Origin of the sequence: Flaviflexus massiliensis, assembly GCF_001375495.1 — a bacterium.
In the GTDB taxonomy this organism is placed as follows: domain Bacteria; phylum Actinomycetota; class Actinomycetes; order Actinomycetales; family Actinomycetaceae; genus Flaviflexus; species Flaviflexus massiliensis.
The window spans coordinates 158,724-172,409 of sequence record NZ_LN831057.1; the positions used below are offsets into that span (position 1 = coordinate 158,724).

General features: G+C 60.6%; 9 protein-coding genes. 5 read left to right on the forward strand and 4 right to left on the reverse strand.

All coding sequences use genetic code 11. From position 1 onward, the window contains the following. Nucleotides 1–194: 194 nt before the first annotated feature. From BN1241_RS02310 to BN1241_RS02325, 4 genes are all read right to left on the reverse strand, one after another. The gene (locus tag BN1241_RS02310; protein ID WP_222704381.1) at nucleotides 195–1,727 is read right to left on the reverse strand and encodes a pyridoxal phosphate-dependent decarboxylase family protein; all 1,533 of its coding nucleotides are present in this window, start codon (nucleotides 1,725–1,727) and stop codon (nucleotides 195–197) included. After that, nucleotides 1,717–3,063 (reverse strand): MFS transporter, encoded by a 1,347-nt coding sequence (locus BN1241_RS02315; protein WP_054952106.1) that lies wholly within the window; start codon nucleotides 3,061–3,063, stop codon nucleotides 1,717–1,719. The genes BN1241_RS02310 and BN1241_RS02315 overlap by 11 nt, the downstream gene beginning before the upstream one ends. 164 nt (nucleotides 3,064–3,227) lie before the next feature. After that, entirely contained in the window at nucleotides 3,228–4,973 is a 1,746-nt protein-coding gene (locus BN1241_RS02320) for an ABC transporter ATP-binding protein (protein WP_054952107.1), read from the reverse strand. Beyond that, the gene (locus tag BN1241_RS02325) at nucleotides 4,970–6,802 is read right to left on the reverse strand and encodes an ABC transporter transmembrane domain-containing protein (protein ID WP_054952108.1); all 1,833 of its coding nucleotides are present in this window, start codon (nucleotides 6,800–6,802) and stop codon (nucleotides 4,970–4,972) included. Before BN1241_RS02325 ends, BN1241_RS02320 begins: the two co-directional genes overlap by 4 nt. A gap of 157 nt (nucleotides 6,803–6,959) precedes the next feature. Between BN1241_RS02325 and BN1241_RS02330 the strand changes: the two genes are divergently transcribed. The 5 genes from BN1241_RS02330 (at nucleotide 6,960) to BN1241_RS02355 (ending at nucleotide 13,478) form a co-directional block, all read left to right on the forward strand. Beyond that, the gene (locus BN1241_RS02330) at nucleotides 6,960–7,427 is read left to right on the forward strand and encodes a DUF3817 domain-containing protein (protein ID WP_222704382.1); all 468 of its coding nucleotides are present in this window, start codon (nucleotides 6,960–6,962) and stop codon (nucleotides 7,425–7,427) included. Between the two features lie 6 nt (nucleotides 7,428–7,433). Further along, nucleotides 7,434–8,975, forward strand: a complete 1,542-nt coding sequence (guaA, locus tag BN1241_RS02335; RefSeq protein WP_054952109.1) for a glutamine-hydrolyzing GMP synthase — start codon at nucleotides 7,434–7,436, stop codon at nucleotides 8,973–8,975. A gap of 678 nt (nucleotides 8,976–9,653) precedes the next feature. Next, entirely contained in the window at nucleotides 9,654–10,166 is a 513-nt protein-coding gene (locus BN1241_RS02345) for a hypothetical protein (RefSeq protein WP_054952111.1), read from the forward strand. 284 nt (nucleotides 10,167–10,450) lie between these two features. After that, nucleotides 10,451–10,786 (forward strand): hypothetical protein, encoded by a 336-nt coding sequence (locus tag BN1241_RS02350; protein ID WP_054952112.1) that lies wholly within the window; start codon nucleotides 10,451–10,453, stop codon nucleotides 10,784–10,786. Nucleotides 10,787–10,901: 115 nt separating this feature from the next. Next, nucleotides 10,902–13,478 (forward strand): ATP-dependent helicase, encoded by a 2,577-nt coding sequence (locus BN1241_RS02355; RefSeq protein WP_054952113.1) that lies wholly within the window; start codon nucleotides 10,902–10,904, stop codon nucleotides 13,476–13,478. The last annotated feature ends 208 nt before the right edge of the window (nucleotides 13,479–13,686 follow it).

The following is a 13,686-nucleotide window of genomic DNA, read 5'->3' on the forward strand; positions in this document are numbered from 1 at the left end:
TTAAGAGTATGACTTTAGCCCTTTCGTTGGGAAGAACTGCCCGTCAAGTGGTGACACGATTCATCAGACATTGAGCTCTTCGATCATCCGACCATCCTGCTCGGAAAGACTGATCGTTAACCCTTTGCGAACGTATTCTCCAAAATGGTCCGGAAATCAGAAAGTATCGGATATGACTTTCTATGAAGCGTGAATTACGGCTCGCTCGCCATTGCGAGCATCTCAGTCACGAGTGCCTCGGCCACGGGCGCGGGTAGGGCCTCGATGATGGCCATGAGCGGAGCCATCTTTTGTGGAGTCCGCTCATGGCTGCCAGCAAACTTCAAAAGGAATCGGCACGTGGAGGGGCTTGGGCGATTTCCGTTCTTCCAGATCCATCCCGCGATCCGTCCCAATGCCGTGGCCTGGTGTGGTTTCTTGCCTTGCACGTTATGTGCCGCGGAAATTAGCGCGGCGGTGAGCTCGGGGACGAGCTTCTCGGTCACGGGAGTGATGGTGAGGTGGACGCTGCGTGGCAGGATCGTGCCGTCCGCCTGCACATATCCGGGCTGGTGCTGGATCTGGAATCCGGCCTTCGTCACGTCATCCGCCAGTCGGTGCGGATCTACCCACCGGCCCGATGGTACGGAGGTATCGGCGATGAGGGCGAGGGCAGGCCCTGTGGGGTGGCCCCAGACGGTGAGGCCCTCGATGCTGTCCACCGCCTGCCGCAGGGCATTGACCGATCGTTGGCAGGAGGTTGCCCCTTCGGCGTAGCCTTCTTCTCCCAAATAGGACGTCACGGCCCAGGCCGCTGCGAGAGGTGAGGCGGATTTGGACCCGAGGAACGTGGGGTCAACTACGGGGTAGGCGGGCCACGAGGTGGTGGCAAAGAACTGCCGGCGATGCCGCTTTCTGCCGCGGTGTAGAAGAACGGAAACACCCTTGGGTGCGTACCCGTACTTGTGGAAGTCCGCCCCGAGACCGGTGACTCCGGGGACCCGGAAGTCCCACTTCGGTGCGCCTTGCCACCAGGGCAGGATGAGCCCGCCAAAGCAGGCATCCACATGCAGGGAGATTCCCCTCTTCTCGGTGTGGTGAGCAATCTGCTCAATCGGGTCGATTACACCTGTGGGATAGGCGGGGGAGGACATGACCACGAGGGCAACGTCATCCCCCAGTCGCACAATGATGTCCTGCGGGTCCACGGATCCATCGGGGCGCACGGGAACCGGATCCCAGGCCATGTCGTAAATTCTTGCCGCCTTTTGGAAGGCAGCGTGAACCGTTGACGTTGTGACCAGTCGTGGAGTTCTCTCATCGTTCGGGTGCTCTGCACGCCACAGGTCTCGTGCCGTGCCAACGGCAAGGAGGCAGGACTCGGTGCCGCCGGAGGCGATGGATCCCGAGACCTTCTTCGGCGTTCCTCCGGTGATCTGAACAGCGAAGCGCAGGAGGTCGCGTTCCATGGCGGCGATGGAGGTGAAGGTGAGGGGGTCGAGGCCGTTGAGCGGTCTCGCCATCTCCATCGCCCGCCCCGCCAATGCATCAAGTGAATCGCTTCCGTGGTCGTACACATAGGAGAGGACCCGCCCACCATGTGTGGGAGCATCCCCCTGACGTAGCCGCGCGAGCTCCTCGATGATCGCGGCTCCCCAAGCATCAAGCCTTGAGGCACTTGTGGGATGATCGGTGCCTTCGGTGGAATGATCAGTGCCTTCCTTCGGGGCGTTTTTGCTATGCGTCACGATCGATGTCCTCCTGGCGTAGGCGATAGCGGGTGAGGGTCACGAGGCTGATGATCATGAGGATCGCGGGGAGAAGGCTGAAGGTGAGGGCAATCCCGGTGATCGCGGAATCCGGTTGCACAACCGTGTCGAGAGTAGTCGACCCGATGTACCCGGTCAGCGCCATGACAATCGTCAAGACCGTGGTGCCGAGGGCCATTCCCGTTGTTTCGCCTGCCGTCCAGACGCCACCAAAGATGCCCGCTCGATCGACTCCCCGCCTCGAATCGACAGCGATCACGTCGGGCAGCATCGCGATTGGGAGTGTCTGCATCCCCGCATAGGCACTACCCGCCACCGCGACCGGGGCAACGATCCAGTAGCCGGGCCAGAAGACCAGAGAAACCAGGCAGAGGGTCGCGAGGAGAAAGGTGATCGAGGAGAAGGCAAAGGCGCGTTCCTTGCCGATCCGATCAGCAACCTTCTTCCACACGGGAGCAAACAGGAGTGCTGGACCGATGAGGCACACGAACAGGATGGTGACAGCCCCTTCGTCGTGCAGAATCCACCTCGCAACATACTGAGCGCCTGCCAACATCAAACCCGTCGTCAGCGCCTGGATAACAAAGGTGGTGAGCAGGGCACGGAAGGGCTGGCTGTCCTTGAAGGCAAGGTACCCGCCACGGTAGTAGGAGACGATCGGTTCCCTGGGAGCCGGGGAGGTTGGTTGGTCTTTCGGGACGATCGTGACCGCAATCAAGGTTCCTGCGAAGAGGAGGATGGCGGAGACCGCTCCCATCATGAAATAGCCAAGATAGAGGGAGCCGAACATGCCCCGAATCTCGGGACCGCCGCCACCAAACAGTAGGATCGAAAAGGTTAGCACCACCACCCGCCAACTAATGAGCCGGGTCCGCTCCACATACTTCGACGTCAGTTCGGCGGGTAGGGCGATGTAGGGGACCTGGAAGAGCGAAAAGCAGGTGGCTGCAAGTAGGAAGGCAACGAATACCCAGGTGCCCGACCAGAACGGGGACAGTCCCGCCGGGACCGCAAACGTCGCCAGAAAGGACAGCGGTAGCCCGATGACACCGGCGATCATGGGGCCTCTACGCGAACCCTTCTCTTTCAGGACTCGATCCGACAGGCCTCCGATGACAGGGTCGATCACGACATCCCACACCTTGGCCATCGTGATCATGAAACCGGCCGCGAGCGCAACCACCCCGAGAGTGTCCGTTCGGTAATAGACCAGAACGAGACCCGGGAGAGTTGAGAAGCCCCCGGTCGCGAGAGACCCGGCAGCGTATCTGGTAATAACCTTCCGAGAAAGCTGCTCCCTTGCAGTGTTTCTCATCGCCCCATCCTAGACCGCAAACCACCCCTCTGTAGCCGAACACAATGAGAGATCATCTCGATCCAGACGACCCTGGCTACCACACGGTAGTGACCAGGGAAATTACCCGGCAATACGGTTCTGCCCCCGATTATTCGGGGGCAGAATGCGTGAGTTACTCGGTCCTAGCGCTCGCGGTGCCAGGTTTCCCAGAGCTGGGCATAGGGCCCACCCGCTTCGACAAGTTCGTCGTGGGTGCCGAGCTCGCTGATGAGCCCATCCTCGATGACGGCGACCCGGTCAGCGTCGTGTGCGGTGTAGAGGCGGTGGGCGATGGCGATGACGGTGCGTCCCTCGAGAACCGCCGACAGGCTCGCTTCCAGGCTGCGAGCCGACCGCGGATCGATGAGCGAGGTGGCTTCGTCGAGGACGACCGTGTGTGGATTGAGGAGGACGAGGCGGGCGAGAGCTACCTGCTGCGCCTGGGCCGGGGTGAGAGTCTTGGCTCCCGAACCGACCTCGGTTTCGATGCCGTTCTCGAGGCTGTTCACCCAGCTGAGTGCATCAACCGATGCAAGTGCGTCAAAGAGTTCCTGGTCGGTGGCATCCGCTTTCGCGAGCCGTAGATTGTGAGCGAGGGAACCAACGAACACGTGGTGTTCCTGGGTGACGAGAGCAACCTGACTTCGCAGCTCATCTTCCGTCAGGTCTACAAGATTGACGCCGCCAACCGTGACGGAGCCGCCCGTGGGCGGGTGGATGCCGGCGAGCATGCGACCAAAAGTGGATTTGCCGGCACCGGAGGGACCGACGATGGCGAGGCGCTCGCCCGGGACAAGATCGAGATTGATGCCCTTGAGAACGTCCTTCCCCTCCCGGTAGGCGTACCGCACGTCTTTCGCGACCAGCCGGTCACCGACCGGGTGTGCACCGGTGGCGGTGCGGTCGTTGGGGACGAGACGGACGCCAACGATACGGGCGAGCGATACGGATGCAACCTGGAGTTCGTCGAGCCACATGAGGAACTCGGTGAGCGGGTTACGCAACTGTGCCGTGTAGAGCGCAACGGTGGTCACCATGCCGATCGACACGAGATCGAGGTGAATGAGGTGAGCACCCCACACAACGGCGACGGCGGTCGGAAGTGCACACCCAAGTAGCAGGAAGAAAAATAGTTCCATGCGGAGCTTCGCTGCCCGTGCCTCGGAATCCCACGCATCGTGACCGAGTACGGATCGCATGCGGGTCCGGCGTGCCTCACCAAGATCCATCGCATCGATTGTGCCAACAAAGTCAACGGATTCTGCCACGACGGAGTTCATGCCCGCCCAGGCCTGCGCCTGCCACAGGTAGGTGGGGCGGGCCCTGCGCAGGTAGCGCCTGGCGGACAGGAAGATGAACGGGACGCCGACGAGCAGGGAGAGGGCGACGAGTGGGGAGGCCGCCACCGCCATCGCCACTGTCACAAGGATCGTGATCGCGGAGGTGATGATGGCGGGCAGGCCGAAGCGGACCACCCACTGGATGCGATCAACATCGTTCGTGGTGCGGGACAGGAGATCTCCCGTACCGGCTGATTCGACCGTTGACAGGGGTAGGGCCGTGACCGAGCTGAGGAACTCTTCTCGAATCTCCGCAAAAACCTGTTCGCCCAGGATCCTGGTTCGCAGCTGCACTTCTCGGGTGAGGAACGAGTAGAGCAGGTAGGCGGCCACGACCACGATGATTGCGGTGTTGACGTAGGAGTGTGTCGTCCCGCCAACGACCGCATCGACGAGCTTGCCGACGATGAAGGGGACGATGAGGGCACTGACGGAGGCCAGGGCGTGAATGATGACGATCGCGAAGAACCGCCACCGGTGGCGGGTAATGATTTCCTTCGCGTAGGACACCACCTGGTGGTTGTCCGCAATGGGTAATACCTGGTTCATGATTCCTCACCGGTTTGGCGGGTGATAACCCACTCGTAACGCTGTGCTGCCGGATCTCCCGCGCTCGCGCGTGCGAGCAGCTCATCGTGGGAGCCGCGGATGACCTCGCGCCCTTCCTCCACAAGGATGACCTCGTCCACCCGGTTGAGGATCAGTGGGGAACCGGACGTGATGATGGTCGTCAGTCCCTTCCTGCGCTCCGTCAGGCGCTGAGCGATCCTGTCCTCCGTGTGCGAGTCCACGGCCGAGGTTGGTTCCACGAGAATGAGAACCGGGGGAGACTGCAGGATCGCCCGAGCAAGCGCGGACCTTTGGCGTTGCCCACCGGACAGGGAACGAGCCTTCTCGGTCACCTCGCCCGAGAGGGAGCCATCGAGTGAGGAGAGCACATCGTGACTATCTGCCGTCATGAGAGCCGACAGGATCTCGTCATCCCGCTCCTCATTGGGAACATTCTCCGCGAGGGCTTCTGGACCAAAAACTTCCGCACGAGCCTTCGCGAGCGGGCGATCCACGATCGTATACGGCGTTGCTGCGTCAATGACGGAACGGAACTGGCCACCAAACAGCTCCGGGGTGGCCCGTGCAAGAAGAATATTGTGACGGACCTGATTGAGAGGCAGATCCCGCACGTCAGTACCCGAAATCGTGACGTCAGCACGCTCGTCATCGATGCGGGCCAGGCGCTCCGCAAGCTCAGCGGTCTGCTGGGTCGCGGACGAAACGAGGGCGGTGGCAATACCGGGAGTGAAGGCTATGCCGGTTTCTTGATCAACAATCTCGCCGAAGAACGGATTGGCGGCAGGTCCTGAACCGGTCGATACCTCTGCGCCAGCACCCTGCTCTGGATGACGGGGGTCCGATTCGGAGGCGATACGCTCGTCGAGGGTGCCGGAGATCGGCTGGATGAGAAAGATGTTGAACATCTTCCTCGCACCCACGCGGGCACGGCCGAACTGGGTGACGACCATCATGACAATTTGGATGGGACGCACCAGGTAGACCGTGAGACCAAAGAGCGCAGTGAACTGGCCAATGGTCAGATCCCCATCCATCGCCAGCCTTGCGCCCTGCCAGAGGACGAAGGCGGTGAAGATGCCGGGGATGAGGATCTGCAGCCCGTCGATCCACGACTGGAGGCGAGCAACCGCATTGCCTGCCGTCCGCACCTTCTGGGACTGTTCCGCATAGCGTTTGGCGAACTGCTCCTCGCCACCAATGCCGCGCAGCACACGCAGGCCCGCGACCGTGTCCGCGCCGAGGGCCGTCAGTTTGCCCTGCTCGTCACGCTGGATCTGCTGACGGTTCTGCAGGGGCTTAATGAGGAGAGAGGCAGCGAAGGTGATGATGGGGATGCCAATCATGACAACCATGCCCAGCCCCACATGCTGATTCAGCAGCACGATGCCGACCGTGAGGAAGGCGAAGATGCCGCCGATGAGGCGGGGGATGAACTCGACGAGATTGCCCACGTGCTCGGCGTCGCTCATCGCCGTCGCCACCACTTCACCGCTCGACTTGGTGCGGAGCACTGCCGGGCCGGTCCGGGTGACGTGATTGTGGATCTGGGTGATGGATCGCAGAGCGGTCCTCATCCACGCCAGGATCTCAAAACCGTGACCGAGTGCCATGCTTCCCGCCTGGACGATGGCGAGAACTGCGAGCCAAGCCGCGGCAATCCACACCCCGCTCGTCGCACCGTTCTTGATGCCCGAGTCGAGAGCGATGCCGAGAACGACGGGAGTGATGGCACCAACGACTTCTTGGACGGTGCGGCTGATGGTCCCGATCGCCAGCTCCTTTTTTGAGGAGGTGATGAGATCGGACATGATGGCTCGTGGCCGATGAGAAGGTAGGGGCTTATCTACAACCCCTGGAAACGAAAACACCGCGATAGCCTAGCGCGCGCGGGACGGAAGTGCCAATTACTGTTCTTGCCCCCTAGTATTGGGGATAGACAAATGGATTCAACGTAAAGGATGTGACGTGGCCTCGAGCTTGCCCGATCCAACCGCTGAAGATGCGGAGCTCGCGCGCACGGCGCGCGAGAACGCGGCGAAAAAGTCCCAGCTCGCCATGACTTTCTACCGTGTCATGGCCTACATCACCGGCTTCTGGCTGCTTCTTCTCGTGGTTGAGATGATTTTGAAGTATCTGGTCGATGTGAACGGCAATCACGCACCCGTGATCGGTACGTGGGTGGCGATCGTTCACGGCATGATTTACGTTGTGTACGTGCTGTCCGTCTTCAATCTGTGGTCGATTATGAGATGGAACTTTAGCCGTATGATTTATCTCATTATTGCCGGTGTGGTGCCCGTGCTGTCTTTCGTTCTCGAACGCCGGGCAGCATTCTGGTACCGAGAGGACCTCCCGGAGGCCCTCGACGCGGTGGAGAACCGCGCTCTTCGGCGCGCACAGATCCAACGCCTCAAGTCTGAGCGCGAAAGGTAGGACACGATGGAACACGAGACTGTTTACGTTGTTGATAACGGGGCGCAATACGCTCAACTCATAGCCCGGCGCGTGCGCGAAGCAGGTTACTACTCGGAGATCGTGCCACACACGATCGAGACCGACCGGTTGCTGGAGAAGAACCCTGCCGCGATCATCCTTTCCGGTGGGCCCTCCTCGGTGTACGAGGAAGGTGCCCCCAGCCTCGACAAGAACCTGCTCGAAGCAGGCGTACCCGTTCTTGGTATTTGTTACGGCTTCCAGTCCATGGCTGCGGCACTCGGCGGAAAGGTCGACAAGACCGGGGAACGCGAATATGGGCATACGGACGTTGAACTCACGGGTGGCCTCATGGGTGGGGACTCGCAGCAGTCGGTGTGGATGAGCCACGGCGATGCCGTCTCCGTTGCTCCCGAAGGGTTCACCGTCACCGCAACTTCGCAGGGTGCCCCTGTGGCCGCCTTCGAAGATCCGGAACGGAAACTGTACGGCGTGCAGTGGCACCCCGAAGTTCGCCACACCCCCGGCGGCCAGGCACTCCTGGAACGCTTCCTCCGCGAAGGAGCGGGACTGGAAGCAAACTGGTCGACTGGCTCGATCATTGACGAGCAGGTCGCCCGCATCAAAGCCCAGATCGGCTCCGACAAGGTGATTTGTGGGCTCTCGGGCGGCGTTGACTCTGCGGTCGCGGCAGCGCTCGTGCACAAGGCTGTTGGTGACCAGCTCACCTGCGTCTTTGTCGATCACGGACTTCTTCGCCAGGGAGAGCGTGAGCAGGTGGAGCGCGACTTCGTTGAGGCGATCGGCGTCAAGCTCATCACCGTTGACGACTCTGCGACCTTCCTCGACGCCCTCATCGGCGTCACCGATCCGGAAGAGAAGCGCAAGACCATCGGTCGCGAGTTCATTCGCTCCTTCGAGCGGGCCGCCCGCCTCGTTTCGGAAGAAGAAGGCGGCGTGAAATTCCTCGTGCAGGGCACCCTCTACCCGGACGTTGTTGAGTCCGGTGGGGGAGAGGGCGCTGCAAATATCAAGTCCCACCACAACGTGGGTGGCCTTCCCGACGATCTCGAGTTCGAACTGTGTGAGCCCCTGCGCGACCTGTTTAAGGACGAAGTGCGGGCCGTTGGTCGTGAACTCGGCATCCCCGAGGCTATCGTTGGTCGCCAGCCGTTCCCGGGCCCCGGTCTCGGCATCCGCATCATCGGTGAGGTGACGAAGGAGCGTCTCGACATTCTTCGCCGCGCCGACTTTATCGTCCGTGAGGAACTCACCGCGGCGGGTCTCGACAGCGAAATTTGGCAGTGCCCGGTGGTGCTCTTGGCCGATGTGCGCTCGGTTGGTGTGCAGGGCGACGGTCGTACCTACGGCCACCCGATCGTCCTGCGTCCCGTCTCTTCGGAGGATGCGATGACCGCGGACTGGTCCCGCCTACCCTACGACGTCATCGCCAAGATCTCGAACCGCATCACCAACTCGGTCTCAGAGATCAACCGAGTTGTTGTTGATGTCACCTCCAAGCCCCCCGGCACCATCGAGTGGGAGTAAACCCCGCCGACATGACATAACCAGGCGTTTAAGCGTGGAAGGTGTAGGCCAGCAATGCTGGCCTACACCCATGTCTGTGGCAGAGCCGAAGATCAGCGACGAGGATTCGAATGCATAGCGCAGGGAACGACGGTTCGATGGCTGGTTTCTTGACTTCTTTCCCGGGTGGGGACTCGCAGTTAGAGCTCATGGGCACAGGTGGATCTGATGGCGGCGTGATGACTAATCGGTTTCTTGACCGAAAAACAACATTTCTATGGGTTCCCCTCGACACTTGGCTGGTGATTCAGGACACCGCATGAAGTGGTGCGGGGTGAAAACCCGGGACCAATGTCCTCACTTTAGTCAGTGAAGCTGGGACATTTGGGAGATAAGGATACGGATTTGGGACCTTCGTCTGTCATTATTTTTGTGAATATATTCGTGTAAATGTATAAAAGATGGGGTTATTGTCCCAATTTTGTGAATGAATATGAGGCGCGGATCATCTGAAGTGTGACGCTGGACATGTGAGGTAACTTTTTGTTACCGAGAATCCGCCAAATCTTCCACATTTGTGCCCTGCCGCGATATGCATACTTGTTGACCAATTCGTGGCCTCCTAAATTGGAGTCAACAGAGCAAGCAAGGGTTTGCTCGACAAACCGGAGCGACGAGGTTGCCCCGAAGGAGGAAGAAATGTTCACAAAGCTTGGGAAGATCACCGGCATCATCACCCTAATCTTTGGTGTCCTGTTCGTGGGAACCGGTGGCGTTGCCTGGGGACTGGTCACGAGCCAGCTCAAGGCGGAAGACATCACCGTATCTGCCGATGCATCGTTCGCAGCCGGCAAGCAGGTCTCCGGCCCCATCTCCGCCTACGCTCAGGCAGAGGTCATCAACAAGCACGCCCTCGCCATCTCCGGCGGAGAAACCTACGCCACCCTCGGTGCGCTCGCCAACGAAGCTGAAGAAGCAGGCGACACCGCAGCTGCCGAAGAGTACCAGGCACAGCGCACGACGATGATGAACGCTTCGTTCCTCCGCTCCTCGCTGTTCACCTCGGTCCTCGCCTACGGCGTGTCCCTCTTCGCCATCGGTGTTGGTGTCTGGATGCTCCTCATGGGAACCACGATGGTTGTTGGAGCCCGCAAGGAAGATGACGTTGTCGAAGGTGCTCGGGTCACCCGTGAAACGGGGGATGCTCGCTAGTCCACCTGGTGCACCCAGCCGGGAAGCATCACACGACCACTCAAACAGTTAGCCACAGGGAAGGCGCACGGCACAGGCCATGCGCCTTCCTCGTTCTTTATCGAATAACTAGCTTGCTTTGTCGAATGACTAGCCCGGGAAAGGCGTGATGGTCACGGCCTTATCCGAGCCGTCATTGGGTCGTGAGAAGGGTCTGCGAACGGGGTGTGTCATGTGGGTAAACTCTCCGCAAAACGACAGGGCGGAGTTCGAAGTGGTCCGAGTCAGCCGATAGGCTGACAGGCATGGACATTCTGCAAACAGTTCTCGTCATCCTCCACCTCCTGTGCTGGGCACTTGCCTTCGGTTACGCAGTCTCCGGCATCAAGTCCGAAGCCATGCCCAAGGGAGTCCTTCACGGAGTTCTCGGCGCGCTCCTCACCGGACTGCTCCTCGTTGGCGTGGCAGAGATGCGTGACGTCGACGTCAACCACATGAAGATCGGCATCAAACTCCTCGTTGCACTCATTGCGACCGGCATGGCGATCTGGGGTGGCCGCCAGGAGAAGGTGAGCAAGGGCTTCATCGGTGGCATTGCTGGCCTCATCGCCGTTAACGTCATTATCGCAGTCGCCGTCTAGTACGTCGCCCAGTCCCGGCACTGCTGGGACCGCCATGGCACAATCATGAATGATCGGACCGTTATCGATACGCTGACGGTCCGATAATCTTCCCCTCCACGCAGATAAGAAAGCTATGTCTTCGCAACCTCTTTCAGCACTCGACCGGCTCCGACAGAAAGTGGCGGCCCAGGCCGCCGCAGCTAAGCAGGTGAAGCCTGCCGAGAAGAGCCCGCGCGAACCTTCCGCCCCGAGCTTCACCGGAGCGCAGGGGAGTGCGGAGCGGCTGACGGAGGGGCTCAACCCGCAGCAGAGAGACGCCGTCGTGCACGAGGGTAGTCCGCTTCTCGTGATCGCCGGTGCCGGCTCGGGTAAGACCCGCGTGCTCACCCACAGGATCGCCTACCTTGTTGAAACAGGTAGGGCCCGCCCCGGCGAAATCCTCGCCATCACCTTCACGAACAAGGCTGCGAAGGAAATGAGGGAGCGGCTCGAGGGTCTGCTGGGTTCGGTTGCGAACCGGATGTGGATCTCCACCTTCCACTCCGCCTGCGTACGAATCCTGCGCGCCGAACACGAGGCGCTGGGAATGCGCTCAACGTTCACGATCTACGACTCGGCGGACTCACTAAGGCTCATGAACCAGGTATGCCGAGAAGAAGCCATCGATTCACGAGTTGCGACACCGAAGTCTCTGCTGCGCAGAATCTCGGACCTGAAGAACGAACTCATCGACCCCGATGACTTTGCGCAGAAGATCAACGATCCGTCTGATGTGACCGTGGCGGCCGCCTACCGTGCATACCAGGACAGGCTCAAGCAGGCGAACGCTCTCGACTTCGATGACATCATCATGACGACCGTCAATTTGCTGCAGGCCCACCCTCTCATCACCGAGCACTACCAGCGCCGCTTCCGCCACATTCTCGTTGACGAGTACCAGGACACGAACCACGCCCAGTACGTTCTCATCAAGGTGCTGACCGGTACGGGTGAGAACCAGGGTGAGCTCACCGTTGTGGGTGACGCAGACCAGTCCATCTACGCGTTCCGTGGCGCCACGATCCGCAACATCGAGTCGTTCGAGGATGACTACCCCAACGCCACCTCGATCCTGCTCGAGCAAAACTACCGGTCGACGCAAAATATTCTGACCGCCGCCAATGCCGTTATTGCTAACAATCCGAACCGCAGAGCGAAGAGGCTCTGGACCGACCAGGGTGCGGGCGACAAGGTTATTGGCTACGTTGCGGACTCCGAGCACGACGAGGCACGGTTCCTTATCGAAGAACTCGAAGCCCTGCACCCCAAGCGCAAGTGGGCCGATATCGCGATCTTCTACCGCGCCAACGCGCAGTCGCGCGCCATTGAAGAGATGCTCATCCGTGCCGGCATCCCCTACCGCCTCATCGGTGGAACCCGCTTCTACGAGCGCAAGGAAATCAAGGACGCGCTCGCCTACCTCCAGGTCGTCGCCAACCCCGACGACACGGTCGCGCTCCGCCGCATCTTCAACACCCCGCGCCGCGGACTTGGCGCGAAAGCCGAAGAGGCCGTTGCCACCCATGCGCAGCGCTACGGCATGTCCTTCGGTGGCGCACTCGCCGACGTCAAGAACCCCGACAGCCCCCGAGGGGCCGTCGCGGGGCTCGCCACCCGGGCGGAGAACACCATCGTTGACTTCAGGACCATCCTGGAAGAGGCGGGGGAGATGATGGCGAACGGATCCGCCCCTGCCGACATTCTCGACGAACTGATGGCGAAGTCCGGTTACATGGTTGAGCTCCGCAACTCCGAAGACCCCCAGGACGAAGCGAGGGTCGACAACCTGGCGGAACTCCATTCGGTGGCAACCGAGTTCAAGACAACGAACCCGGAGGCAGGACTTGGAGAATTCCTCGAGCACGTCGCACTCGTGTCCGACTCCGATCAGCTTCCCGATGAGGACCAGAGCGACGGTGAAGTGACGCTCATGACCGTCCACACCGCCAAGGGTCTCGAATTCCCCACGGTCTTTGTCACGGGACTCGAAGACGGCACCTTCCCCCACATGAGGTCACTCGCCGATCCCTTTGAACTCTCGGAAGAACGGCGACTCGCCTACGTGGCACTCACGAGGGCGCGCGAAACGCTCTACATCACCCGCGCCGCAGTGCGCAGCCAGTGGGGAGCACCCCAGGAACTCCCGCCCTCCCGATTCCTCGACGAAATCCCCGATGAACTCGTGGACTGGCGCAGGGAATACTCGGCCGGTGACGTTCTTAGGCGGTCCAGCTCATCTCGATACTCCCGCCCAGACTTCACCTCCGGAAGCGGCAGCGGCTCCTACGGCGGCGGCTCCACGACCGGCAAGGTCAAGCCGGGCAGGCTCGACGGTGGCCCCAAGCGCAAGCCCGCCACCAAGCCCCAAGATTCACTCAGCGCGGCAGACATGGAGAAGATCAAGGCCCGCCAGGCCGAACTCGAGGCCGAGCGGAAGGCAGCAGCTGAAGAAGCGAAGGCCGCACGCGCCGAAAAGGCGAAGAAGGAAGAGGAAAGCCTCGGAGAGCTCGCCAACCTCAAGGTCGGTGACACCGTCATCCACGCCAAGTTCGGTGCGGGAACCGTGCAGGACCTCGAGGGCGCGGGAGCAAACCGTGTCGCCAAGGTTCAGTTCGACGGAAAGACAAAGCGCCTCATGCTGGCCATGGCGCCACTGAGCCTGCCCGAATAAAAACCGCTCTCAGAATAATCGAGCACAGCACGTAGCTGGTCCGTCAATTTCAATTATTGACCGACCAGCTACATGCTTTTTCGCTCGGTTATTTACATTGAGTGCGACTCATTCACACCCGTCACATTAGTATCAGCAAACCAGTGAATTTGGCTCAGGAACCGCAGAAATGTGCTGGTAAACGGCGAGTCACCCTCCCGCCCGTTCC

Coding starts and splice junctions, on each gene's coding strand:
- BN1241_RS02350 (WP_054952112.1), top strand. CDS start 10,451: ATGGACATTCTGCAAACAGTTCTCGTCATCCTCCACCTCCTGTGCTGG.
- BN1241_RS02320 (WP_054952107.1), bottom strand. CDS start 4,973: ATGAACCAGGTATTACCCATTGCGGACAACCACCAGGTGGTGTCCTAC.
- guaA (WP_054952109.1), top strand. CDS start 7,434: ATGGAACACGAGACTGTTTACGTTGTTGATAACGGGGCGCAATACGCT.
- BN1241_RS02325 (WP_054952108.1), bottom strand. CDS start 6,802: ATGTCCGATCTCATCACCTCCTCAAAAAAGGAGCTGGCGATCGGGACC.
- BN1241_RS02315 (WP_054952106.1), bottom strand. CDS start 3,063: ATGAGAAACACTGCAAGGGAGCAGCTTTCTCGGAAGGTTATTACCAGA.
- BN1241_RS02355 (WP_054952113.1), top strand. CDS start 10,902: ATGTCTTCGCAACCTCTTTCAGCACTCGACCGGCTCCGACAGAAAGTG.
- BN1241_RS02345 (WP_054952111.1), top strand. CDS start 9,654: ATGTTCACAAAGCTTGGGAAGATCACCGGCATCATCACCCTAATCTTT.